The 22,735-nt window shown below is 63.2% G+C and carries 19 protein-coding genes and 1 pseudogene; 2 read left to right on the forward strand and 18 right to left on the reverse strand.

The features are described 5' to 3' along the window. Positions 1–78: 78 nt before the first annotated feature. The 10 genes and pseudogenes from LPW39_RS19385 to LPW39_RS19430 all read right to left on the reverse strand — a co-directional run. Positions 79–315: pseudogene (locus LPW39_RS19385) on the reverse strand (helix-turn-helix domain-containing protein); the annotation flags it as partial. Between the two features lie 117 nt (positions 316–432). After that, positions 433–780, reverse strand: a complete 348-nt coding sequence (locus LPW39_RS19390) for a PRC-barrel domain-containing protein (RefSeq protein WP_230778871.1) — start codon at positions 778–780, stop codon at positions 433–435. A 340-nt stretch (positions 781–1,120) separates the two neighbouring features. Continuing rightward, positions 1,121–1,657, reverse strand: coding sequence for a Dps family protein (locus LPW39_RS19395; protein ID WP_230778873.1), 537 nt, complete (start codon positions 1,655–1,657; stop codon positions 1,121–1,123). Between the two features lie 257 nt (positions 1,658–1,914). Beyond that, positions 1,915–2,124 carry a helix-turn-helix transcriptional regulator gene (locus LPW39_RS19400; RefSeq protein WP_230778875.1) on the reverse strand — a complete coding sequence of 70 codons (210 nt, stop codon included), beginning with the start codon at positions 2,122–2,124 and terminating at the stop codon, positions 1,915–1,917. Beyond that, positions 2,124–2,495 (reverse strand): hypothetical protein, encoded by a 372-nt coding sequence (locus LPW39_RS19405; protein WP_230778877.1) that lies wholly within the window; start codon positions 2,493–2,495, stop codon positions 2,124–2,126. Before LPW39_RS19405 ends, LPW39_RS19400 begins: the two co-directional genes overlap by 1 nt. 124 nt (positions 2,496–2,619) lie before the next feature. Further along, a complete protein-coding gene (locus LPW39_RS19410) occupies positions 2,620–4,023 on the reverse strand; it encodes a phospholipase D-like domain-containing protein (protein WP_230778879.1) in 1,404 nt (467 codons plus the stop codon). 59 nt (positions 4,024–4,082) lie between these two features. After that, positions 4,083–4,439 (reverse strand): arsenate reductase (glutaredoxin), encoded by a 357-nt coding sequence (gene arsC / locus LPW39_RS19415; RefSeq protein WP_230778881.1) that lies wholly within the window; start codon positions 4,437–4,439, stop codon positions 4,083–4,085. A gap of 13 nt (positions 4,440–4,452) precedes the next feature. Continuing rightward, positions 4,453–4,851: a roadblock/LC7 domain-containing protein gene (locus tag LPW39_RS19420; protein ID WP_230778883.1), complete on the reverse strand. Its 399-nt coding sequence runs from the start codon at positions 4,849–4,851 to the stop codon at positions 4,453–4,455. Positions 4,852–4,908: 57 nt separating this feature from the next. Next, a complete protein-coding gene (locus tag LPW39_RS19425) occupies positions 4,909–6,294 on the reverse strand; it encodes a phosphatase domain-containing putative toxin (protein ID WP_230778886.1) in 1,386 nt (461 codons plus the stop codon). A 354-nt stretch (positions 6,295–6,648) separates the two neighbouring features. Beyond that, the gene (locus LPW39_RS19430; RefSeq protein ID WP_230778888.1) at positions 6,649–8,283 is read right to left on the reverse strand and encodes an ABC transporter permease; all 1,635 of its coding nucleotides are present in this window, start codon (positions 8,281–8,283) and stop codon (positions 6,649–6,651) included. An 88-nt stretch (positions 8,284–8,371) separates the two neighbouring features. Here LPW39_RS19430 and LPW39_RS19435 point away from each other — a divergent pair, with 88 nt between their 5' ends. Then, complete coding sequence (locus tag LPW39_RS19435) at positions 8,372–9,415, forward strand: ABC transporter ATP-binding protein (RefSeq protein WP_230778890.1); 1,044 nt, start codon at positions 8,372–8,374, stop codon at positions 9,413–9,415. Positions 9,416–9,443: 28 nt separating this feature from the next. Here the strand turns inward: LPW39_RS19435 and LPW39_RS19440 are convergent, their stop codons facing one another. The 8 genes from LPW39_RS19440 to LPW39_RS19475 all read right to left on the reverse strand — a co-directional run bounded on the left by LPW39_RS19440 (position 9,444) and on the right by LPW39_RS19475 (position 21,420). Then, entirely contained in the window at positions 9,444–10,199 is a 756-nt protein-coding gene (locus tag LPW39_RS19440) for a lysophospholipid acyltransferase family protein (protein WP_230778892.1), read from the reverse strand. A 17-nt stretch (positions 10,200–10,216) separates the two neighbouring features. Next, the gene (ruvX, locus tag LPW39_RS19445) at positions 10,217–10,666 is read right to left on the reverse strand and encodes a Holliday junction resolvase RuvX (RefSeq protein WP_230778894.1); all 450 of its coding nucleotides are present in this window, start codon (positions 10,664–10,666) and stop codon (positions 10,217–10,219) included. After that, entirely contained in the window at positions 10,663–11,271 is a 609-nt protein-coding gene (locus LPW39_RS19450) for a YqgE/AlgH family protein (protein ID WP_133855278.1), read from the reverse strand. Before LPW39_RS19450 ends, ruvX begins: the two co-directional genes overlap by 4 nt. A gap of 124 nt (positions 11,272–11,395) precedes the next feature. Beyond that, positions 11,396–17,710 (reverse strand): hybrid sensor histidine kinase/response regulator, encoded by a 6,315-nt coding sequence (locus LPW39_RS19455; protein WP_230778896.1) that lies wholly within the window; start codon positions 17,708–17,710, stop codon positions 11,396–11,398. A 111-nt stretch (positions 17,711–17,821) separates the two neighbouring features. Then, a complete protein-coding gene (locus tag LPW39_RS19460) occupies positions 17,822–20,089 on the reverse strand; it encodes a methyl-accepting chemotaxis protein (RefSeq protein ID WP_230778898.1) in 2,268 nt (755 codons plus the stop codon). A gap of 38 nt (positions 20,090–20,127) precedes the next feature. Next, complete coding sequence (locus LPW39_RS19465) at positions 20,128–20,655, reverse strand: chemotaxis protein CheW (protein WP_230778900.1); 528 nt, start codon at positions 20,653–20,655, stop codon at positions 20,128–20,130. A gap of 3 nt (positions 20,656–20,658) precedes the next feature. Then, positions 20,659–21,024 (reverse strand): response regulator, encoded by a 366-nt coding sequence (locus LPW39_RS19470; RefSeq protein ID WP_230778902.1) that lies wholly within the window; start codon positions 21,022–21,024, stop codon positions 20,659–20,661. A gap of 9 nt (positions 21,025–21,033) precedes the next feature. After that, on the reverse strand, positions 21,034–21,420 hold the full coding sequence (locus tag LPW39_RS19475) for a response regulator (protein ID WP_021027286.1): 387 nt from the start codon (positions 21,418–21,420) through the stop codon (positions 21,034–21,036). A gap of 305 nt (positions 21,421–21,725) precedes the next feature. Here LPW39_RS19475 and thiD point away from each other — a divergent pair, with 305 nt between their 5' ends. Beyond that, the gene (gene thiD / locus LPW39_RS19480; protein WP_230778905.1) at positions 21,726–22,658 is read left to right on the forward strand and encodes a bifunctional hydroxymethylpyrimidine kinase/phosphomethylpyrimidine kinase; all 933 of its coding nucleotides are present in this window, start codon (positions 21,726–21,728) and stop codon (positions 22,656–22,658) included. The last annotated feature ends 77 nt before the right edge of the window (positions 22,659–22,735 follow it).

Raw genomic sequence — 22,735 nt, forward strand, 5'->3', positions numbered from 1 at the left:
CCTTAGCCCGGTTCAATTCGAGGAGCGGCAACGTTTAAAGGGCTAGGCAAAGTGTCCGGGAAACTGGGGGAAGCCCAGCTCGGGTGTCAGCGGCTGAGGATTTTTATTGATCGGCATAGCCGCAGATGATGCACCAACGCTCCAACCAAGTCTGCCGTGCTTTCGCAACCACACCAATACGGTTGATCTGCCCTGTATGCCGTACTTGTGCTGCGCCTGCTTGTATGTCAGCTCGCCTTTTTCTACCTGCTCGACAACGGCCAGCTTAAAAGCCAGCGTGTAATCGCTCTGTGTCCGCTTAGTCCTAGACTCCATCTTGCTTATCCCTTTGGGTAAGTCCAAGGTGTCAACGCTAATACGGACGGGTCAGCAAAAACAAAAAAAGCGCCTGTGCTGCATCCGCAGTACAGGCGCCCTGCCGTCAGCAACAGCTTAAGCCGTCGCTTTCGGATACACAAACTGCGGCAGGCCTTGCAAGGTCTCCTTGGTGGCATCCGGCAGCAGCAGGCCGTACTTACCCAGCTTGAAACGGGAGAACTCGATGGCGACGTCATAGGTGCCCAGACCCATGAAGCCGCCGATTCCGACAATCGCAAAAATCAGGTTGTCTTCTCGGCCAACGATCACGTCATCGACGGTGCCAATTTCCTGGCCGTTCGTGTCGTGTACCGGCTCGCCGATGAATTCCTTCCGCACACTCCAGCCGGTGGCCAGGACCTCAGCCCCGCGTGGCGAGATGGAAAAAGGGGTGTTGATTGTGACTTTCTCTTGGTTATCCATACACGCACCACAAAAAATTGAAGCAAGTCCAAAATGTATCAAATTACATTCGTTCGGAAACTGCATCCAACCCCGATTGACAGAAGTCGGCGCGGCGTCTGACAGGGGAAGATCCACCGCTATCACAGCCAGCTACACCGGCAGCACACCCTCAGGAAATAGATCAATATGGATACATTTGTTTTCATTCCGCAGCCAGCATGATGGGTGACGACTCTTGCCTGACGCTCGCGGTCCCCGAGAACGCGCGGACGCAGCAACCACCGCACTTGCCAAACCACCGATCAGCCCCACAAATACTGCCCCAGGCGCTCAAGCTGGGGCAGCGTGGCCTTGGCCCTTAACTGGCGTTGCGGCCGGATTCAAACAGGAACCAGGTACGGCGCTCGGTTTCGTCGATCCAGTTTTCCAGCAGGCTCGACGATGCAATGTCACGGTGCTCGTCGGTCACATTGTGCGCCTCGCGCAGGCGCGCCGCCATTTGCTGGTTGTCCTCGCGCAGCTCGGCCAGCATGTCCAGCGGATCGACGTAGTCCGCATCGTTGTCGCTGATGCGCTGCAGGCGTGCAATATGGCCAATCGAGCGCAAGGTCGTGCCACCCACCTTGCGGATGCGCTCGGCGATGGCATCGGTCATCGCATACAGCTGGTCGGCCTGTTCATCGAGCAGCAGATGGTAGTCACGGAAGTGCGGGCCACTCATGTGCCAGTGGAAGTTCTTGGTCTTCAGGTAGAGCGCAAACACATCAGCCAGCACGCCATTCAGCGCTGCACTGATGTCCTTGGTCGCGTCGGCACTCAGATCACTGGGCGTAACCAGCGGCGCCTTGCGGCGTGCCTTGATATCCGTTTTACTGCTGCGGTCAGATTTGGCCATGGTGTACCTTTCAAGCAATGCGTTGAAGACAAACGAAGCGGAAGCGGCGTAACCAGCAAGTATCCGGAGCCATGATGGCAGCCAGATGGCAGCGGTCCATCCGCTCTAACAGACTCTGCTATTCAGAGGATGACTAGCTTCTTACCAAAGCAAAAATATTGCAAACAAATCCCTGTCAGCCGTTGTTGATGATGGTTGGCAAGTCACCTGATCTTGAGGTACATCAACGACCACTGCATGCAACTGCACACCGGCGTTCAGGCCCCCTCGCTGCGATAGGGGTTGGCAAAGATTGCCTCTACTGGCAAGTCAAACACCACGCTGATACGGTAGGCCAGATCGAGCGACGGATCGTGCTTGCCCGTCTCCAGCGCATTGACGGCCTGGCGCGACACCCCCAGGCGTTGCGCCAGGTCTGCCTGGGTCCATTGGGCCTGGGCGCGCAGGCTGCGTAGATGGTTGTCCATCAGCCACGCAGCCGCAGGGTGCAGCTCACCAACGCCCACACCAGCCAGAACAGCGGCACCACCAGCCACGCCGGCACGTGGGGCGCAGCGGCATAGCTCTCGCCAAACCCCCAGATGCTGCAGAGCATCAGCAGCAAGCCGCAGGCGATGACGACGCTGCGGATGGCCTGTGCGCGCTGGTACTCGTCCGCCGCTTTGATCCACAGCAGCGAAGCGCGCAGCTGCGCCGCAATCGGCACGGCCACCGCCAAAGCCAGCAGCCAGGCCATAGGTGTACCGATGATGGCATCGAACCAGCCAAAGATGACTAGCAGGTGAATAGCGCAGTAGACGCCCATCCATAGCGCGGTACGGACGAGGTAAGCGCGCATGGTGGACGATGGTGGGTGCGAGGGTAAGCGGAGGTGCATGCTGCAATGGGGATGAAAATGTAAAGTAAACCTGACTTTAGCAAATGTCAGGTTTACTTGTCAATCCCACACCGATTGAACCGCCTTAGAGCTGGAAGGCCACCGCGCGCACCAGACCCTCACCCACATCGCGCCACCAGCCCGGTGGGCGGTAGGCATAGGCCGAACTCTCTGCCATCTGCTGCTCGCACCAGTGCTGCAGCCAGGCGATGTCCTGGGCGCTGTAGAAGGCGGTCATCGCCTCGTAGTTGAGGAACAGGCTGCGACCATCAAGATTGGCCGATCCGCACAAGGCCATGCTGTCATCCACCACCACCACCTTGGCATGCACCATATGCGGGGAGCAGAACACTTCGGCACCGGCCAGCACCAGGGCACGCAAGGCGCGCTCGCGGGCCCAGTCGGCCAGGCGGTGATTGGACTTCCGGGGCACCACCACGCGCAGCCGCACCCCCCTGCGGCAGGCCAGACACCAGGCCTCCAGCAGCGCGTCATCGGGCACAAAATACGGGCTCACCAAGGTGATCGAGGTCTGCGCATGGAAGGCGCTGGCCAGCAGCAGCGCATGCAAGGTGTCATCGGCATGGTCGGGGCCGCTGGGCAGCCACTGGGCCCAGGCTTGGTCACCGCCGCCCAGCGCCATCGCGGGCGACAGCCACATGGTGCGTCGCCGCCCGCGTGCTGCACGCCAGTCTGCCTCAAACTGCGCGGCCACTACGCCGGCCAAGGCGCCTTGCACGTTGAAGCTCAGATCCACCCAGGCCGGGTGCCCGGCGCTGCTGGGTAGAAAGTACTCATCGGCCAGGTTGCGCCCGCCGCTCCAGACATGCACGCCATCGGCCACCGCCAGCTTGCGGTGGTTGCGCAGATTGCTGCCTCCGCGAATGGGCTGCAGCATGGGCACCATGAAGCGGCGCACCAGTACGCCCGAGCTCCGCAACTGGCGCAGGCGCATGGGCAACAGGCGCCAGCAACCCACGCCATCGAGCAGCAAGCGCACCTTCACCCCACGTGCCGCCGCATGCTGCAGCGCCGTGCCAATCTGGCGCCCCACCACGTCATCGGCAAACACATAGGTGCAGACATCCAGGCTGCGCTGGGCCTGCTCCATCAACCGCAGCAGCTGCTGCAAGGCCTGCAAGCCATCCTGGTGAAACACCACCTCGGCATTGGGCTGGGCGGCATCCAACTCCATGCTGGCCAGCAACTGGCCGGCCCAGGCGGGCACCTGCTTGGGCACGCTGCTGCGGCGCTGGCCACTGTTGGGGATGACCGCATGCGCCGGCGGCCGCACTGCCTTGCGCGGGCCGAACACCAGAAACAATGGCAAAAAGAGGTAGGGAAAGGTGACCATGCCCAGCACCCAGCCAATGGCCGATGCCGGATGGCGGCGCTGGTGGCCGGCACGCGTGACCAGGGTGTAGACCAGGAGCGCCACCATCACCGCAATCGTGTGGCCCAGGCCGGAGAGCACCGTGACGCGCAGCATCCGCTAGGCCCCGTCTGTTGGCACAGGGCTGCTGCTGGGCAGGCAGGCGGCCGGGCCCATCAGAGCAGATCGAGCACCCGCTCAGGCGGGCGGCACAAGCGGGCCCCTTTGGCGCTCACCACAATCGGCCGGTTGAGCAGCACGGGGTGGGCGGCGATTTGCGCGATCAGTTCGGCATCGCTCAGTCCTTCGCGGCCCAGGTCCAGCTCGTGGTAAATGGCCTCTTTGCTGCGCATCACCTCACGCACTGGCACGCCCAGTTGGGCGACCAGCGCGCTCAGATGCGCAGTATCCAGCGGCTCGTGCAGGTAGTCGATGACCTGGGGCTGGATGCCCTGCGCCTCAATCAGCGCCAGCGCGCCGCGCGAGTTGCTGCAGCGCGGGTTGTGGTAGATGGTGATGGTGTCTTGGGCCATGCCCGCCATCTTATTACAGAGAGGCTTCCAGCTCCGGCATGATGATGCGCGCCTTGGTCAGCGCCATGCCCAGGTTGGCGGTGCGCCGGCAGACCAGCACGGCCACATACTCGGGGTTGGCCTTGCCGCGCATGAAGATGTGGATCAGGTTGTCGCTGTTGACAATGATCTCCTGGAAGTAGTGGTGGCCGTCATCCTGCAGGCCACGCGACTTCTTGAACATGCGCTCGATCATCGACACGTTGGGGCCATTGAAAAGGTCAGCCGTTGCAGCGGCCACCAGATCGATGACCTCACGCGGGTGCGAATCCACCGTGCGAATGGCCAGCAGCATGCCCGTGGCCACGTCGACATAGCCGGCAGCCAGACATTCAGGCACAAAGGTGGCAACCTTCTGCAAAACGGTATCCATGGACATTGATGTATTCCTTCAAAGGGGGTTGGTAAAGGGCTGGCACTTTGGATGCAGTCAGCCCATTTTTTCGAGCAGCATTTCTTCATACGCCAACAGCGAGCGTTCTTGCTGCTCGGACTGTACGTACTGCGGCTCGATCTCGCGCACACGGCGCAGCGCTTCTTCAGCGGTGACGCCTTCAAAAACCAGCCAGGCTGCCAGCACGGTGCCTGTACGGCCCAGGCCTGCCAGGCAATGCACCGCCAGCACATCGCCGGCCAGCAGCAGCCGCTTCATCTTGAGCATCAGCATCTGCAGCTGCGACACCGATGGCGGCTCGCGGTCATGCACCGGCAGATGCACATTGCGCAGGCCGTTGCGCGCCAGCGCCGCCTGGTCAATATCTTTCTCGGTCAAGGACACCAGCACGGTGACGCCGCAGCGCCGCAAGGCCTGCATGTCCACATCGACGTCACTGACAACTCCGGGCAGCGGCGTGCCCGCCAACTTGCCGGGCACCAGCCAGGCAAAGCCGCGCGGCCCGCGTGCGCTGGGTACAAAATGCTCGGCCGCCAGCACCGGGTTGGCCAGTGCCAGATCGGGCAAAACGGCGCGCTGGCTTTGGCGAGCGGCCTGCGCTGCGGTGGGTGCGGGGGCCTGAATCGCAAGGGGGGACAGTTCAGCCTGCATGGCCTCCTGCACCGACTGCAGGGGCACCACCACCGCACAGCTGCCACTGCGCACAAACTGCTGACCTGCAGGTGAATAAGGCGCGGAGAAAAAGTTGTCAGCGCGACTGCTTTCCTGCACCGCGCCACCCGCCAGCAGCAGCACATGGTCGGCCACGCGCTGGGCATGACGCTGGTTGTGGGTCACCAACAGCACGGCGCGCTCCCGGGCAATGCGTTTGAGCAGCTCCAGCAGCAGGTAGCTGTCGTAGTCCTGCAGATCAGCGCTGGGCTCATCGCACATCAGCAGCGCAGGGTCGGCGGCGGCTTCGCGCAGAATGGCAACCGCACGCTGGTGCATGGCGGACAGCTCCACCGTCGTCTGCGCCAGCATCGGCTTGATATCGGCAAAGCCCATGCGGTCCAGATAGGCCTCGCACCAGGCCCGGCGGTCCAGCCCGGAGAGCAAATGGGCCTGTGGCACCAGCTCGCTGAGCGAATCCTGCACGCTCGACTGCATCAGGCGCACATGCTGGCGCACCAGGCGAGGCCGGTGATCGCCCGCCAGCGGCTGGCCGTCATAGCGCAATTGCCCCCATTGCACAAAGCGCGGGTTCTCGTCATTGAGGCCCGCCAAGCTACGCAACACCGTGGATTTGCCACTGCCCACAGGCCCCATCAGGACCGTGATCGCGCAAGGGGCGATCTGCAATTGCAGGCTGGAGAGGATGACCTTTTCGCCATAGGCCACGCCCCAGTTATCTGTTTCCAGAATGGGTGTTGGTGTTTGCACGCGATGGGAGCCGCTCAGCGGCATTGAGAGGTAGACAGGGAGCCAAGCCGGGCACGACCTCGGCACGCCCGCCATCCGAACACACGGATGTCAACCATCTCCGTGATTCAAAAAACGAAACACCAATAGTCAATTAATGTTTCAACACCACAGTTTAGGGAGAAACCCGAGTCGTTTGTTTGATCCAGATCAAACACGATATAGGTCGCCTATCGATCAGGCGATAAGACCACAGAAATCCAAATTATGGACAAGGTTCAAACACTGACCTGCAGCACGCCGAATAAGACCGAAGCATGCGCGCCGCAGGGCAAGCCTGCCGAATCGCCAGCACGCCAGAGACAACGAGTGGTGTCAGCGCGCAGCCGAGCTGCGCATGGTGCGGATCAGCAAGATCACCGGCACCAGCCCGACCAGCACCAGCGCAAGAGACGGCAGCGCCGCCTCGCCCAGGCGCTCATCGCGCGCCAGCTGGTAGGCCACCACAGCCAGGGTGTCGCTGTTGAAGGGGCGCAGCACCATCGTGGCGGGCAACTCCTTCATCACATCGACAAAGACCAGCAAGGCGGCGGTCAAGGCCGAGCGGCGTAGCAGCGGGCCATGCACGCGGGCCAGCAGGCCGGCGCTGCCAACGCCCAGCATGCGCGCCGATTCATCCAGGCTCTTGGGAATGCGGGTGTAGCCGCTTTGCAGGGACTGCAACGCAATGGCGGTAAAGCGCACCAGGTAAGCCCAGATGATGCCGGTCGAGGTGGCGGTGATCAGCGCCGGAAATCCCCATTGCGGAAACGCCTGCTGCACCCAGCCCACTGGCAGCAACAAGCCCACCACGATCACTGCGCCGGGCACCGCATAGCCCAGGCTGATAAGGCCCACAGTGCTGCGCGTAACCCAGTCCTGGCTGCGGCGTGCCGCATAGGCGGCCAGCATTGCAATGGCCACGGCCAGCACGGCGGTGATGGCACCAAAGCGGATGCTGTTGCCAGCCCACTGCACAAAGCGGTCCAGCGGAATCACCGACCAATCGGCCGCCAGCGGCCGCAGCATGAACATGACCGGCAGCACAAAACCCAGCAGCACCGGCAGGGCACAGACCAGCCAGGCCGCCAGGCAGCGCGCGCCTTGCAGGCGGTAAGGCTGGGCCTCGGCTGACGAGGCGCGCCCCACCCCGCTGGTGACAAAGCGCATGCGCCGCTGGGCGCGCAGCTCCAGCTGCAGCACCACCAGCACCAGGACCAGCAGCATCGTCGCCAGCTGGGCCGCGGCACTGCGGTTCTCCATGGACAGCCAGGCCTTGTAGATGCCGGTGGTAAAGGTCTGGATGCCAAAGTAGCTCACCACGCCGAAATCGGCCAGGGTCTCCATCATCACCAGCGCCACACCGGCCACCACCGCCGGCCGGGCCATCGGCAAGGCCACCGTCCAGATGCGGCGCGGCATCGACGCGCCCAGCAGGCGCGCCGCCTCCATCAGGTGGGCGGCGCGCTCGCTCAGCGCCGTGCGGGCCAACAGGTAGACATAGGGGTAGAGCGAGACCACAAACACCAGCACGGCGCCGCCGAGCGACCGCACCTCGGGCAGCAAGCGCCCTTGCAGCCCAAAGCTGGCACGCATCCACACCTGCAGCGGCCCGCTGAACTGCAAGAAATCGGTATAGGCATAGGCCGTTACATAGGCCGGCATGGCCAGCGGCAGCAGCAGCAACCATTCCAAGGTCTTGCGGCCGCGAAAGTCGAACAAGGTCACCACCGCCGCGCACAGGGTGCCCAGCACCGCCGAGCCCAACGCCACCATCAGCCCCAGCGCCACCGTGGTACGGATGTAGCCTGGCAGCACCGTCGCAAACATTTCGCGCACCACGGCAAACGCACCGAGGTCATTGCCCGCCCCGGGCAGCCAGGCGCTAAAGACGGTGAGCACCGGCAACACCAACACCAAGGCAATAGCTACCAACAGCAGCTGACGACGGAAGCGGGCGAGATTTTGCAAATGCGAATCACTGACAGGCCAAAAGCTGGCGATTCTACCTGCCCGTTTGCTAAGCCCTTTCCACGGGAGAGCCCTCTACAATGCAGCCATGTTTCTAGAGGTCTCCCAACTGAATGTGCGCTACGCCGGGCGCCCCCAGCCTGCGGTGGCGCAGGTGTCTTTGCAGCTGCAGGCGGGCGATATAGGGGTGCTGATTGGCCCCTCGGGCTGCGGCAAGACGACCTTGCTGCGTGCGGTGGCCGGGCTCGAACCCATCAGCAGCGGCGAGATCCGCCTGCAAGGCCAGGTGGTCAGCAGCAGCAGCGCCAATCTGCCACCGGAAAAGCGCCGCATCGGCATGGTGTTCCAGGATTACGCACTCTTTCCGCATCTGACGGTGGGCAAGAACGTGGCCTTTGGCATCCACCAGCGGCCCAAGGCCGAGCAGCAAGCGCGTGTGCAAGAGGTGCTGCGCCTGGTGGGGCTGGAGAACAGCGCATCGCGCTACCCGCATGAGCTCTCCGGCGGCCAGCAGCAGCGCGTGGCGCTGGCCCGGGCGCTGGCACCCGAGCCGCAGCTGATGCTGCTTGATGAGCCCTTCTCCAACCTCGATGTGGACCTGCGCGAGCGCCTCGCCCATGAACTGCGCGACATCCTCAAGGCCGCGCAGGCGACCGCCCTCTTCGTCACCCATGACCAGCTGGAAGCCTTTGCGATTGGCGACCAGATCGGCGTGATGGAAAGCGGCCATCTGCACCAATGGGCCGATGCGACCACCCTCTTCCAAAAGCCGGCGAGCCGCTTTGTGGCCAACTTCATCGGCCATGGCAGCCTGCTGCCGGCCAGCCCAGTCTCGTCTGCGCAAGGCTGGCAGCTCGACACCCCGCTCGGCGCCATTGCGGCGCCCGAAGCCCCGCAGGCCTGCGATGTGCTGCTGCGCGCCAGCGAGGTGGTGTTTGATGCGGCTTCGCCCTACCGCGCGACCTTGCTGCGCAAGTCCTTCCGGGGATCGCAGTACCTGTACACCTTGCAACTGCCCAGCCAGCAGCTGGTCTATGCGCAGGTCTCCAGCCAGCTGCAGCACGCGGTGGGCGACAGCATTGGCCTGCGTGCCCAGCCCGAGCACCTGGTCTGCTTCGCGCCCGGGCAATGAGCCTCAGGCCAGAAGCCCTCGGTCCTCGTCAGCGCTGCACCTGGCGCAATTGGTCCACCGCCGCCTGCAGATCGGCCGACCAGTCGCGCCGGTTGCGGCCTGCGCTGGCCTGCGGCTGGCCGTAGTTCAGTTGCGCCACCAACGGCGGGGCCGTCACGGTGCGCCAGATGGAGCCCAGCAGGCTCTCATCGCCTATATAGCTCGGGGCACTGCTCATGCAGCCACTCTGCCGGTCATAAAAGCACAGGCCCAAGGGCAGGACAGGCGCCTCTGCCGCAATCGCCGATTGCAGCAAGTTGGCATGGAAAGGCAGCAGCTGCCGGCCATCGCCCGTCGTCCCCTCGGGAAAGACCGCAACGATATCCCCATGGCGCATCGCTTCCTCCATGCGGCTGACGGTGCGCATCGCATCGCGCCGGGAGTTGCGCTCAATGAACAAAGTGCCTGCGGCGCTGGCCAGGCCGCCGATGACGGGCCAGGCCTTGACGTCGGACTTGGAAACAAAGCGGCAGTGCCCGGCCGCATGGATGACCGGAATATCGAGCCAAGAGAGGTGGTTGGCAACGATCAGCAAGGGGCCGTGCGCAGGCACCGCACCCAGCACCCGCAGCTCGATGCCGCTCAGCCGGAGCAGTTGAGCGGCCCAGCGCTCCACCGCCCGGTTGCGCTCGGCATGGCCCAGGCGGCCAAACGTCAGCCAGATCGTGATGACACCCACCACGATATGCATACCCATGCGCGCCAGGCGCCACAGGCCAATCAGGGAACGGGTCAGCGCTTGCATGGCGGGCCAGCGGGGTTTCAGGCCGTGCCGCCCAGATCGGGCGCATCCAGGCTGCGCATGAACTGCTCAAGAATGATGCAGGCCGAGGCCGCATCGGCATCGCGCGCGCCGTTGGCCAGCGCTTCGGTGGTGCTGTAGCGTTCGTCCACCTCAAACACCAGCAGGCCAAAGCGGCCCCGCAACTGGCGCGCAAAACGCAGCGCAAGCGCAGTGTTCTCATGGGCGGCGCCATCGGGGTGGTAGGGAATACCGACGACCAGCGCATCGGGCTGCCACTGGCCGATCAGGCTCTCCATCGGAGTAAAGCGGGCCTTGCCTTCGGCATGGATCGTCGGCAGCGGCCGGGCGGTGCCCAGCATGCGGGTGCCAAAGGCAGCGCCGGTACGCTTCATGCCAAAGTCAAAGGCGATGAAGCTTTGCATGCGCGCCGCGTCTGCCAGCAAGGGCTTGGTGGCTGCGTCCGTCATGCGCGGCCTGCGGCGGCCGACAGCGCCCAGGGCTGCACGCCCAGCAAGGCCAGCGCGGTGTTGTAGCGGTCGGCCACGGGCGTGTCAAAAATCACGCCGGCATCGGCATGCACCGTCAGCCAGGCGTTTTCGGTGATCTCGGACTCCAGCTGGCCCTCGCCCCAGGTCGAATAGCCCAGCGACACCAGCACCCGGTGCGGGCCGGCGCCGGTCGACAGCGCTTCGAGCACATCGCGCGAGGTGGTCATCTCCAGCCCGCCGGGAATGGTCAAGGTGGCCGAGTACGCCGATTCATCGGCAGCGCCCGACTCGATCACGATCCGGTCGTGCAGCACAAAGCCGCGCTCGGTGTGCACCGGGCCGCCCTGGAACACGGGTTCGAGCTCCAGGTCCTCGCGGCGCAGCGGCAGATCGACCTTGTCAAACAGCTTGCCCATCGTGATGTCCGAGGGCTTGTTGATGATGATGCCCAGCGCGCCTTTTTCGCTGTGCTCACACACATAGACCACGCTGCGGCCAAACATTTCGTCTTGCATGCCAGGCATTGCAATCAGAAAGTGGTGGGTGAGGTTCATGGTCCCGGAAGTGTCAGTCTCAGCGCTCATGGGGAACCATTGTACGGGCAGCCCGCCGCCCTTTTGTCTGCACGTACCTCTGTATGCGCAGCCAGGCCGGCATAAAAAAAGGCTGCCCGCAGGCAGCCCTTTTGGCTCGCTCCATGCGCCGCTATCAGTGCAGCGGCGCAGCGTCGGCCGCCTTGATCTCATTGTCCAGCACGCACTGGCGGACCAGCGAGAGCAGCACTTCGTCGGCATAGGGCTTGCCCAGGTAGTGGTCCACACCCAGGCTGGCCGCGTGCTCGCGGTGCTTGTCGGCAATGCGCGAGGTGATCATCACCACCGGCAGGTCCTTCATTGCCGCATCTGCCCGGATCTCGCGCACCAGCTCGAAGCCGTCCATGCGCGGCATCTCGATGTCGGACAGCACCATGACCGGGCGCTCCTCACGCAAGCGGTCCAGCGCCTGCAGGCCATCAGCGGCCAGCGCCACACGGTAGCCTTCGCGCTGCAGCAAACGTTGGGTCACGCGGCGCACCGTGATGGAGTCATCGACCACCAGCACCAACGGCGTCTGCACCACTTGCTCGGCCAGTTCGCGCACCGGCGCCTGGGCCACCTCGGGGCGCACAGCCGCCTGGGCAATGCGCTCGGCGATCTGATCGCCATACACGGTGTACAAAGCCACTGGGTTGTAGATCAGCACAATCGCACCCGATGCCAGCACGGACATGCCTGCCAGGCCTGGCAAGCGCGCCAGCTGCGGCCCCAGGTTCTTGACCACGACTTCCTGGTTGCCCAGCACTTCATCGACGTGGACAGCGACACGCTTGGTGGCCGAGCGCAGGATCACCACCGCACTGGTCTTCTCCGGCTCCTCGGTGCTGCGCAGGTTGCCCTGTAGCAGCGCGCCAGCAAAGTAGTACGGCAGCGCTTGCTCGTTGTCGGTGTAGATGTTGTTGGCATGGGCCTGCTCGATCAGTGCCTTGGGCACGCGTCGCACATACTCCACCAGGTTGGCGGGCACGCCAAACTTGATATCGCCGGCCCGCATCATCACCACCTGGGTGACGGCAGTAGTCAGCGGCATCACCATCTGGAAGCGCGTGCCCTTGCCGGTTTCTGACGTCGTCACGATGTGGCCACCCAGCGACTGGATCTCGGTCCGCACCACATCCATGCCGATACCGCGCCCCGACAGCTCGGAGACCTCGGTGGCCGTGGAGAAGCCTGGCGCAAAAATCAGCTGCGCCGCCTTGTCCACATCCAGCGCTTCGTCGGCCGTGATCAGACCCGACTGCATCGCCTTTTGGCGAATGGCCTCCAGCTGCAGGCCCGCGCCGTCGTCGTGGATGGACACGGCGATATCGTTGCCTTCCTGGCGCACATCGATGGCGATGGTGCCCACCGGCTGTTTGCCCTGGGCCTTGCGCTCATCGGGCGTTTCGATACCGTGCGCCACACTGTTGCGCAGCAAGTGCTCGAACGCCGGGGTCACCCGGTCCAGCACGCCACGGTCGATCTCGATCGAGGCGCCGGTGATGTCCAGCTTGACTTGTTTGCCCAGCTCCTTGGAGATCTGGCGCACGATGGCGTAAAGACGCTCGGAGATGGAGTCGAACTCCACCATGCGCGTGCGCAGCAGGTCCCGCTGCAGCTCTCGGGCCTGGCGGCCCTGCGCAATCAGGTCATCTTCGGCGCCTTCTGCCGTGCGCTGCAGGTTGCGCTGCACGGTGCCCACGTCGTTGACCGATTCGGCCATCATGCGGGTGAGTTCCTGCACGCGGGTGAAGCGGTCGAACTCCAGCGGGTCAAAGCCCGACTCCGAATCCTTGGCCAGCGCCATGCGCGACTGCATCTGCGACTCGGCCTGCATTTCCACATCGCGCAGCAAGGTGCGCAAGCGCTCCAGGTTGCTCGACATGTCCTTGATGGACGAGCGGATGTTGCTCAGGCGCATGTCCAGACGCGAACGGGCAATCAGCACCTCGCCCGCCTCGTTGACCAGGCGGTCGAGCAGCTGCGAGCGCACACGCACCGATTGGCCGGCAGCGGCACGCACCGGCGCCATGCGCAGCATCAGCGGCTTGTGCTGTACGCCCGCGCCTGCGTCGGCCGCATCAGCCGCTTGCGCAGCTTGGTCGGCACCGGCCCTTTCCTGCGCGGCTGGCGTGCTGGCGGCCACTTCGGCCACCACTTCGCCCATTTCGGTGGCGGCAGGCACTTGCTGGGGCAAGGCGCCTTCTGCCAGCACCTGGTTGCCGCGCTCCTGCAGGCCGACAAACTCGTGCTGCAGGCCGTCGTAGCGCGCCAGCAGGATGTCGATGTCCTGGCCGGTCAGGTTCTCCGTGCCGATGTCCTCGACCTCGGATTCCATGCGGTGCGACATTTCACCCAGGCGCATTGCGCCGGCCAGCCGTGCACTGCCCTTGAGGGTGTGCAGATGGCGCAGCACTTCACCACGCGGCGGCAGGTACTGCGGGTCAGCAGACCACTCGCGCAAAGCCGCACCCAGCTTGGGCAACAGCTCCTGCGCTTCTTCTTCAAAGATCAGGAACAGGTCCGGGTCGATGACATCGACCACTTCGATCGCATCGTCATTGCGCAGCTCCAGCACATCGGGCAAGGCTGCAGCAGACACCGCTGCCGCTGGCGCAAACGCGCGGACCGGCTCCATCGCCACTGGTGCGTGCTCGTGCAGTGCGGCCAGGCCCGAGGGCTCGGCATCGAACTCGGCAAAGCCATAGGGCGGGTGCAGCTGCGAGTTGATTTCCTGGTTGGCAATGTCGACCAGGTCCTGCACGACGATCTCGCTGGCAGGCTTGACAAAACCGGCCGCCAGTTGGTGCAGCAGCTTGCGGATCTCCGAGCCTGCGGCCTGGCAGGTATTGAGCCAGGAGACTTCCGGGTTGGAGAAATTGTGGATGTGTGAGAGCGCATGCTCCAGCGAGCGCGCCAGCTCGGACAGGGAGGTGAAGCCTACCGTTGACGAGCTACCTGCCAGCGAATGGGCGTAGGCAATCGCATCTTCGGGGAAGTTGCGGTTGGGCGCCTGGGCCCAGGCGTAGAGCACCTTCTCCAGGTTGTGCGACCAGTTCTCGGCCTCTGCCAGGTAGACATTGAACAGCGCCGTGCTGACACCCAGCACATTGGCCACCTCGGCAGGCTCTTCGCCGTCTGCCACAGCCGGGGCCTTGGCAACTGCTGCGATGTCCTCAACCAGTTCTTCTACCGGGGCTTCTGGCTGTGCCGCGGCTTCTTGCGCGGCAGGTACGTCGGCCGGTGCGTCCGGTTCCACTGCGGCAGCAGGATGGACTACCGGCTCAGGCTCCTGCTCTACGGCAGGGGCCAGCGCCTCGCCCAGGCTTTCTGCCGGTGCCTGGTCCTGTGCCGTTGCCAGAGGCTCTGCAAAGTCCGCAAGGTCCAGGATCTCGACCGCCTCGGTTGCCGCCTCGGGCAGCACCAGATCATCGGGCACCACCAGCAAGCTTGGGGGCTCAGCCACGGGCTCTTGCGGCAGCGCTTCAAGCTCGGGCAGCATGGTGTCTGCAAACTCGATCGCGTCAAAACCGGTGGCGGCAGGCGGCACGGCTGCGGCAGGCGCGTCCGTCAGATCCAGCGATGGCAGCTCCAGAGGCAAGCGGGTTGGAGCGGGCTCCAGCTTGGTGGCCTCTTCATCGCCGACAAACTCCAGGCCGGCATCCATCGAGACAAAATCCAGCGCGCTGTCATGCGGCTGCAGCGCCTCGGGGGCCTGCACTTCGGCGCTCTTGGCTTCGGCACTGGCCATCGCCTGCGCAAACTCGGAGAAGTCCACTTCCTCGGCGCTTTCGGGCGCCAGGGACAGCGGCACCAGGCCCGAAGGCGTGGTCAGCGCAGGCTCGGCCTCCAGTGCAGCAGGCGGGTCCAGCTCCAGGTCGATGCCCTCGAGCGGCCAGACCAGCGCGGGCGCTGCCTCGGTAGGGGCCGCGGGTGCAGGCGCTTCCTCTTCAACAGGCAGCTCCAGCTCAGCGAGGGCTTCGGCAGCCTCGACCGCGTCGGGAGTCTCGGCGTCCAGTGCCATCTGCTGCGTATCGTGTGGCCATTCCTCGTCCACGGGCGCTTGGCCGGACTCGGTCGGCACCACCAGCGGCAGGTGCAGGCCATCGATGCGCATGGCATCCGCAGAGATACGGAAGATCTCGGGGTTCCAGGTGGACTGGCGCTGCGCGCCAATGTCTTCGGCCCAGCGGCCAAAGCCGGTCAGCGCTTCCGCGCTCAATGCCAGCAGCGGTGCATTGGCCGGCTTGTGCTCAGCCAGCCAGCTGTTGAGCACCTGTTCCATCGACCAGGCGGCATCGCCATACTGCACCAGCCCAACCATGCGGGAGCTGCCCTTGAGCGTGTGGAAGGCGCGGCGCAGGGTCGTCAATGCCTCGGCATCGCCCGCATCGCGGCGCAGCGATTGCAGTGCCTGGCCACCGGTCTGCACCACCGACTGCGCTTCTTCCAAAAAGATTTCCAGCAGTTCCTGGTCCAGCGATTCCTCGGAGGCTTCGGGCTGTGCCGGTGCTGCCACCACGGCAGCGGGCGCCGGGGCAGGAGCCTGGACCGGCGCAGGAGCGGGTGCGAAGAACTGCAGATCGGGTGCGAGCACCACAGGCGCCTTGGGTGCCGGGGCGGGGCTCGCATCGAACAACGGTGCAGGAATGGTCGGCGCAAAGTAGACGGAATCGTCTTCCGGCTCTTCGGGCTCGGCAGGCGCCGCCACCGGCGCTGCTGCAACCGGAGCAGGCGCGACATCGCCCGCCTTTTGCGTGCCCATTACAATGCGCAGCTCGCCGCTGGTCGCATCAAACACAAAGAGCTTGCGCGCCAAGGTGCGCTGGTAGCCCAGCATGTCGAGCAAAAAGCCCAGCGCGCCCAGGCTGTTGCCCAGTTTTTCAAACACGACGGGCTTGTCTTCGTCAGCCACCTGGCCGGCAGCCAGCTGGTCCACCACAGTGCGCAGGTGCTGCGTAGCAGCGACAGCCTGGTCCAGGCCCAGCACCGACAGCACGCCGCGCATCTGCGACAGCGAACCGGTAACGGAGCCGAGCATCGATACATCGTCGGGGTTGCGGAAATACTGGTCCAGGTGCTTTTCTGCCTCGGCGAGGGTGGAGTGAAGTTCATCCACCACGCTGCCCATGGTCTGGTGGTCGCTGACGCGGCGGTACAGCTCTTCGACCCAAATCTCCAACGGCTCGGGCGGCTGGTCGGCCAGCACATGGTCCAGGCGCTGCGCCAGGCGGTCGGCACGCTCGCGCATCAGCGCGGGCTTGACGTCCAGCGACTCCAGATTGGCCTGCAGGTACAGCACCGCCGTGGCCACTTCCATGGCCATCGCGGTCGAGGGCGGGTTGCCGGTGTTCACCAGGCGCTCGGTCACACGACCGAGCGCCGCGCCCAGCTCATCGGCACCAATGTGCAGCTTGTGCAGGGATTCGCGGATCAGGTGGAACTGGTCGGCCACCGGCTTGATCTTGTAGCGGTCGCCATCGGCCAGCGATGACCACAGCTCGGCCGCAGATTCCAGGCGCTTGCGCGCTTGCGCGAGCACGGCCGGGTCATACTGGCCAAAGCGTTCCTGGCCGTAGTTGACGCCTTGCAGCGCCTCGGTCTGCAGGCTCACGCGCACCGCTTGCAGCACCGCCGCCTTGGCCTCATCGGGCCCCTGGGCGACGGCACAGAAGAAATTCAGCTCATGCTGCAGGCTCGGGTCCACGTCGCTGCCACCCTTGGCATGCGCGGCGAACTGCATGATCACCCGCGAGGCCGAGCGCTTCACATAGAGGTCGGGGTCGAGCAGCTTGTACGCCAGCGCGTCAAAAAAGCCTGCGGCCACCTTCCAGAACAGTTTCAGAGGCTTTTGCGTCTGGCCCTGGGCGAGGCCCAGGCAGACTGCCGTCAAATCCTGCGCGGCACGGCTGTCGGCAGACTTAATGATCTGCAGCATGTCCGAATCCAGGCGTTCACGTGCGCTGCGGTCCAGTGGCAGCGCAGCGACAGCCGGGGTCAGCGGCTCTTGCTGCGCCTGGTCGCCATGCCACAGGTCGGCGGGGTGGACGCGCTCCACCCCGGTGAAGGCCTGCATTTCCTTGTATTGCGGAAACAAGGCCACAAAGGAGACGTTGCGGCCCTTGAGCACATGGCTCAGGTACTCCAGCAGCGCAAACGAGGTCTTCTCCATCAGTGCGACCGATTTCTCGGTGCACAGATGCGGTTTGGCCGCAAAGCGCTGCGCGGCCACTTCCATCAAACCGACCAGCTCGGCCGCCTGGTCCACACCCACCATCTGCAAGGCACCCTTGACCTGGTGCAGGTACTGCTTGGCCACCCGGATACCGGTGGTGTCGATAGCCTCCAGATCCGACGCCTTGGCCGCTTCCACATCCCGGCTGTAACGAAGCAATGCCTTGACCGTGGATTCCAGTGACCGGCGCACCTCGTCATTGATCCACGCCAATGGCCCGAGATCCCTCTCTTCTGTTGGCTGCGCGTTTTCCGCTTTATTTTCGATAGCTATAGACATGCAACAGTCCCCGATTGCGGGTCAAAATTAAACAGCAGGCATGGGTCAGGCGATCTTGAACCGAGACACCGACTGGCGCAGTTCCTCGGCCATTTGCGACAGCTCACGCACCTGCTGCGCCGTGGTACGGGTTCCATCACTGGTCTGCTCCGTCACCGCAAAAATATGCTGGATATTCTCCGCCACATCGTTGGCCTGAACCGCTTCGTCAGACGCTGAACGGGAAATCTGTTGAATCAGATCGGCCAGCTCACGCGAGACGCGGTCAATCTCCGCCAGCGCGGTACCGGCGCTGTCCGACAGACGGGCCCCTTCCACCACACCCTGGGTCGAGCGTTCCATAGCGGCCACCGCGTCCTGGGTGTCGGTCTGAATCGCCTTCACCAGCACCGAGATCTGGCGCGTTGCGTCGGCAGAGCGTTCGGCCAGACGCTGCACTTCTTCGGCCACCACCGAGAAGCCACGACCGGCTTCACCGGCGGAGGCCGCCTGGATGGCCGCGTTCAATGCCAACACGTTGGTCTGTTCGGTAATGTCCGAGATCAGGTCGGTAATTTCACCAATCTCCTGCGAGGACTCACCCAGGCGCTTGATACGCTTGGAGGTGTCCTGGATCTGGTCACGGATGGAGTTCATACCACCGATCGCGTTTTCCACCGCATGCAGACCGGTCTCGGCAGCCATCAGCGATTTGCGCGCCACCGAAGCCGATTCCTGCGCCTGCGAGGACACGAGGTTAATACGGGTCGCCATGTCCAGAATGGACTTGCCGGTTTCGCGAATTTCGCGCAGTTGCTCGGTCGAGGCCGCCAGCAGTTCTGTCGAGGTGGAGTCCACGGTCGACGTGGTTTGCGCCACGCGGGTCGCCGTGTTCTGCACGCTGCCCACCAGCATGCGCAGCTCTTCCACCGTGTAGTTCACCGAGTCGGCAATCGCGCCGGTGATGTCCTCGGTCACGGTGGCTTCCTGGGTCAGGTCGCCTTCAGCAACAGACTGCAACTCGTTCATCAAACGCAAAATAGCGGCTTGGTTGGCATCGTTGAGGCGCTTGGCTTCCTGCTCCTGGCGGGTCGCTTCCTGTTGCAGCGATTCAGCAGCGCGGCGGCGGTTCAAGCTGTCTGCCAGCTGCAGACGCACCAGGCCCCACACACCCAGGCCCACCAGCAACGCTGCCAGCACAATGCCTACCAGGTACAGCCAGACGCGGTCCGACCAGCTGTTCAGGTCAGCCTGCAACACTTCCAGGCCCTTGCGCAGCGGATCGCTGGCCGACTGGATCGAGACTTCAGCCTCGCGGGCTTCCGAGATACCCTTGAGGTTGCTCAGCACCGAGGAGCCATCCTTCAAGGTGATGTCGTACTGGGTCGACAGCTCCTGCAACTTATCACGCACAGCGCCATCACGGGCGGGGCTCAGGCGCAGCTCAGCGCTGCCGTTGAGCAGACCGGCGACGATTTCCTTGAAGGTGTTCAAATCCTTGCCCAGCAGGAACACTGCTTCGGCGTTTGCACCCGAGGCGCTCTGGAAATCGTTGGCGGATTTACCGATACGCTGGGTCAGCATGGCCAACTGGCTGGCGGCAGCAATTTCAGCAGGCGGCGCGGCTTGCTGCAGCTTCAGGCTGACCACCGCCTCGCTCAGCTCGAGCAGGGTCTGGGTGTTCTTGTGAATCGCCTGCAAGTCCTTGTTCATTGCGACCAGCGAGGCTTTTTGCTTCACCACGGCATCGCTCTTGCTCGCGGTGCGGTCCGAGGCTTCCACCAGTGGCGCCAGCACGTCGGCGTAGGTGCTGGCCAGCGCCTTGATGGCAGGGTCTTCCGAGCCAGCATTCAGGCCGTCGATGTTTTTCTTCAGAATCGAGGAGGCTTCTGCCACTTCCGCAAAGGCCTGTTCGTTACCGTTGACGGCCTGGCCCACCGATTTGGCCAGACGCTGCGACTGGGTCAGTGCCTGACCGGTCGCGGCCAGCTGACCGCCCGTGGTGCGCGACTGCAGAATCGCCCACACCGCCAGGCCAAAGAACACCACCAGACCCACGACCACGATGGACAGCAAGGTCTTCTGGTGCTTGGCAGCCGGAGCGGCACCAAGGATAGGCAGGGTCACCAGGTCTTCGCTGGTCGTATCGCCTTCGACCAACTGGGCCATGTAATCATCCGACGCAGCGACGCCGGAGGCGCCTGCCACGCTCTTGGATGAAGACACGCCGTCGCCGGTCGAGCCTTCGGAGAGCATCACCTGGTCACCATCTGGGAAGATGCTGACACCTGGGTCTGCCACGTCTTCTTTGCGTTTGAATAGTTTGTTGAACATACAAATACCGAAAGGGATGAAGCCGCGGAAGCCCCGCACTAAACCGTGATATCGAGAAAATCGGGCGCATTGGCCAGCAGCTGCAGGTTGAGTTCCTGCCACTGCTCGCCACTGGCGGATATGTAGAGCGCACCAAAAAACTCCGGCGCCTCAGCCGGTTTGTCCTTGGATTGCGAGAAATCATTGCTGCCGCGCAAGCCTTCGAGCTGCTCGACAAACAGTGCGGCATTGACGCCCATCATGGGGTTGAGCGCGACAACCGAGGCCCCGGCAAACACCTGCTCACTGCGCGCGACGGGCAGGCCCAACATGCGGGCCAGATCCACTACCGTCAACAAAATACCCCGGATGCTGGTCACGCCGAGCATCCAGGGTTTGGTGTAGGGTACAGGCTCCACCCCGCTCCAGCCCAGCACTTCGCCGGACTGACTCAAAGGCAGCAGAAAGTTCTTGCCACTGATCTTGACCGCCAACCACGAGGCACCAACCGCTGTCTGGTTGCGTGCCTGGCTCAGACGGTCGGCCAGACGGGTTTGCAGCTCTCGCAAGTCTTCGCGCTGTGCCATGCCTTATCCCAGTGCCTCGATCTTGGCCTTGAGTTCGGCGGGGTCCACCGGTTTGGTCACATAGCCCTTGGCACCCTGACGCATGCCCCAGACCCGGTCGGTTTCCTGGTTCTTGCTGGTGCACATGATGATCGGGATATCCGCATATTCCGGGCTGCGGGAGATCAGACGGGTCAGCTGAAAGCCGTTCTGTCCCGGCATCACCACGTCCATCAGAATCAGGTCGGGGCGTTCTTCAGACAGGCGCAGCATGGCCTCGTCCGAGTTTTGCGCAGTGCGCACCACCATACCCTGGCGTACAAGTAGATCGCTCAAAAACATCAATTCAGTTTTTGAGTCGTCAACGATGAGAACTTTTTGAATAGGCACGACCCCTCCTTAACGTTCGGCAACGAAACGTCCGACGGTTTCCAGTAATTGATCTTTGGTAAATGGCTTGGTGAGGTAGTCTTCACATCCCACCATTCGTCCCCGGGCCTTGTCAAAGACGCCGTCCTTGGACGACAACATGACCACGGGTGTAGATGCAAAAGCATCATTGCGCTTGACGATGGCGCAGGTTTGGTAGCCGTCCAGTTTTGGCATCAGGATGTCGCAAAACACCATGTCCGGCTTGAAATCGTTGATTTTGGAGAGGGCGTCGAAGCCGTCTTCGGCAAGCAGCACCTCGTAGCCGCCCTGCTTCAGAAAAATCTCAGCACTTCTGCGAATGGTATTGCTATCGTCAACCACCAATACCTTGAAGTTGTCTGCGGAAACTGTCACCGGCCACCCTCCTCATTGCATGTCATGAAATGCGAATGCACGCGGCAGCCAAGGCTGACATAGCCCCTCCCACCCGTTTGCATTGAACACATACGCCCTATGGCAATTTTTCTTTCGACGAATCCGTATGTGCTGGAGGTGCATTTTGCACCACAGCGCGTACACTGCATCCGTCGTCCCTGCTCCTAATTTTGAAAAGCTTACAGAGGCTTTACATAGAATGCAACGATTGTAGCTTTTCAACACAGATTTAATGGTGATTCCTGCATCAATGTGCCTTATCTCGTTGACCTATGACATCCTCCTTGACAAACCAGCCAGAATCCAGCCCGAGTGAAAGCACGTTGGCAGCCACTATCGATACCGCCAGTATCCTGTGCATCAATGCCAATGACCCCAGCGGCGCAGGCGGAACCAATGCCGATGCGCTGGCCGTGGCCTCGATGGGCGGCCACCCTTGCACCGTGGTCACCGGCGCCTTGATCCGCGACACGCTGGACACCATCGACTTTTATGCGCTGTCAGATGATGCGGTACAACAACAGGCGCAGACCGTGTTGCAGGATATTCCCATCCGCGCGATCAAACTGGGCTTTCTTGGCTCGATTGAAAATGTACGAGTGTGTGCAGAAGTAACCAACGATTACCCGGAAGTACCGGTCGTGGCCTACGTGGCCGGCATGGCCTGGTGGGACAGCGAACTGATTGATGACTACCTCGACGCCTACCAGGAACTGCTGCTGCCCCAGGTGACCGTGCTGGTCGGCGCCTATGGCCTGCTGTGGCGCTGGCTGCTGCCTGACCGCACCTCCGAGCACCGTCCCAGCCCGCGCGACCTGGCCAAGGCTGCTGCCGACCATGGCGTGCCCTTTGTGCTGGTGACCGGCATACCCACCCATGACCAGCATGTGGAAAACGTGCTCGCTTCGGCTGACACCATCTATGGCAGCGGCGAGTTCGAGCTGTTCGAGACCGAGTACATCGGCGCGGGCGATACCTTGAGCGCTGCGCTCACCGCCTTGCTGGCGACCGAGGTGCCCCTGAGCGACGCAACCGCCGAAGCGATGACCTATCTGGACAAATGCCTGGAAGGCGGCCTGCGCCCCGGCATGGGCAAGACCATCCCTGACCGGCTCTTCTGGGTGCATGCCGATGACGAAGACGCCGATGAAGACGCTGATGAAGACGGTAGCGCGGATGAGAATGAGAGCGACGCGCTCCACACCCGCCCGCTCTAAGAACCGCTTCAAAGTCTGCACATTCCAGTGCAGTGAATACCGGATTGACAGCCCCAAGCCTTCGCTTGGCCGACAAT

Origin of the sequence: Comamonas koreensis, assembly GCF_021026195.1 — a bacterium.
Taxonomy (GTDB): Bacteria; Pseudomonadota; Gammaproteobacteria; order Burkholderiales; family Burkholderiaceae_C; genus Comamonas; species Comamonas koreensis.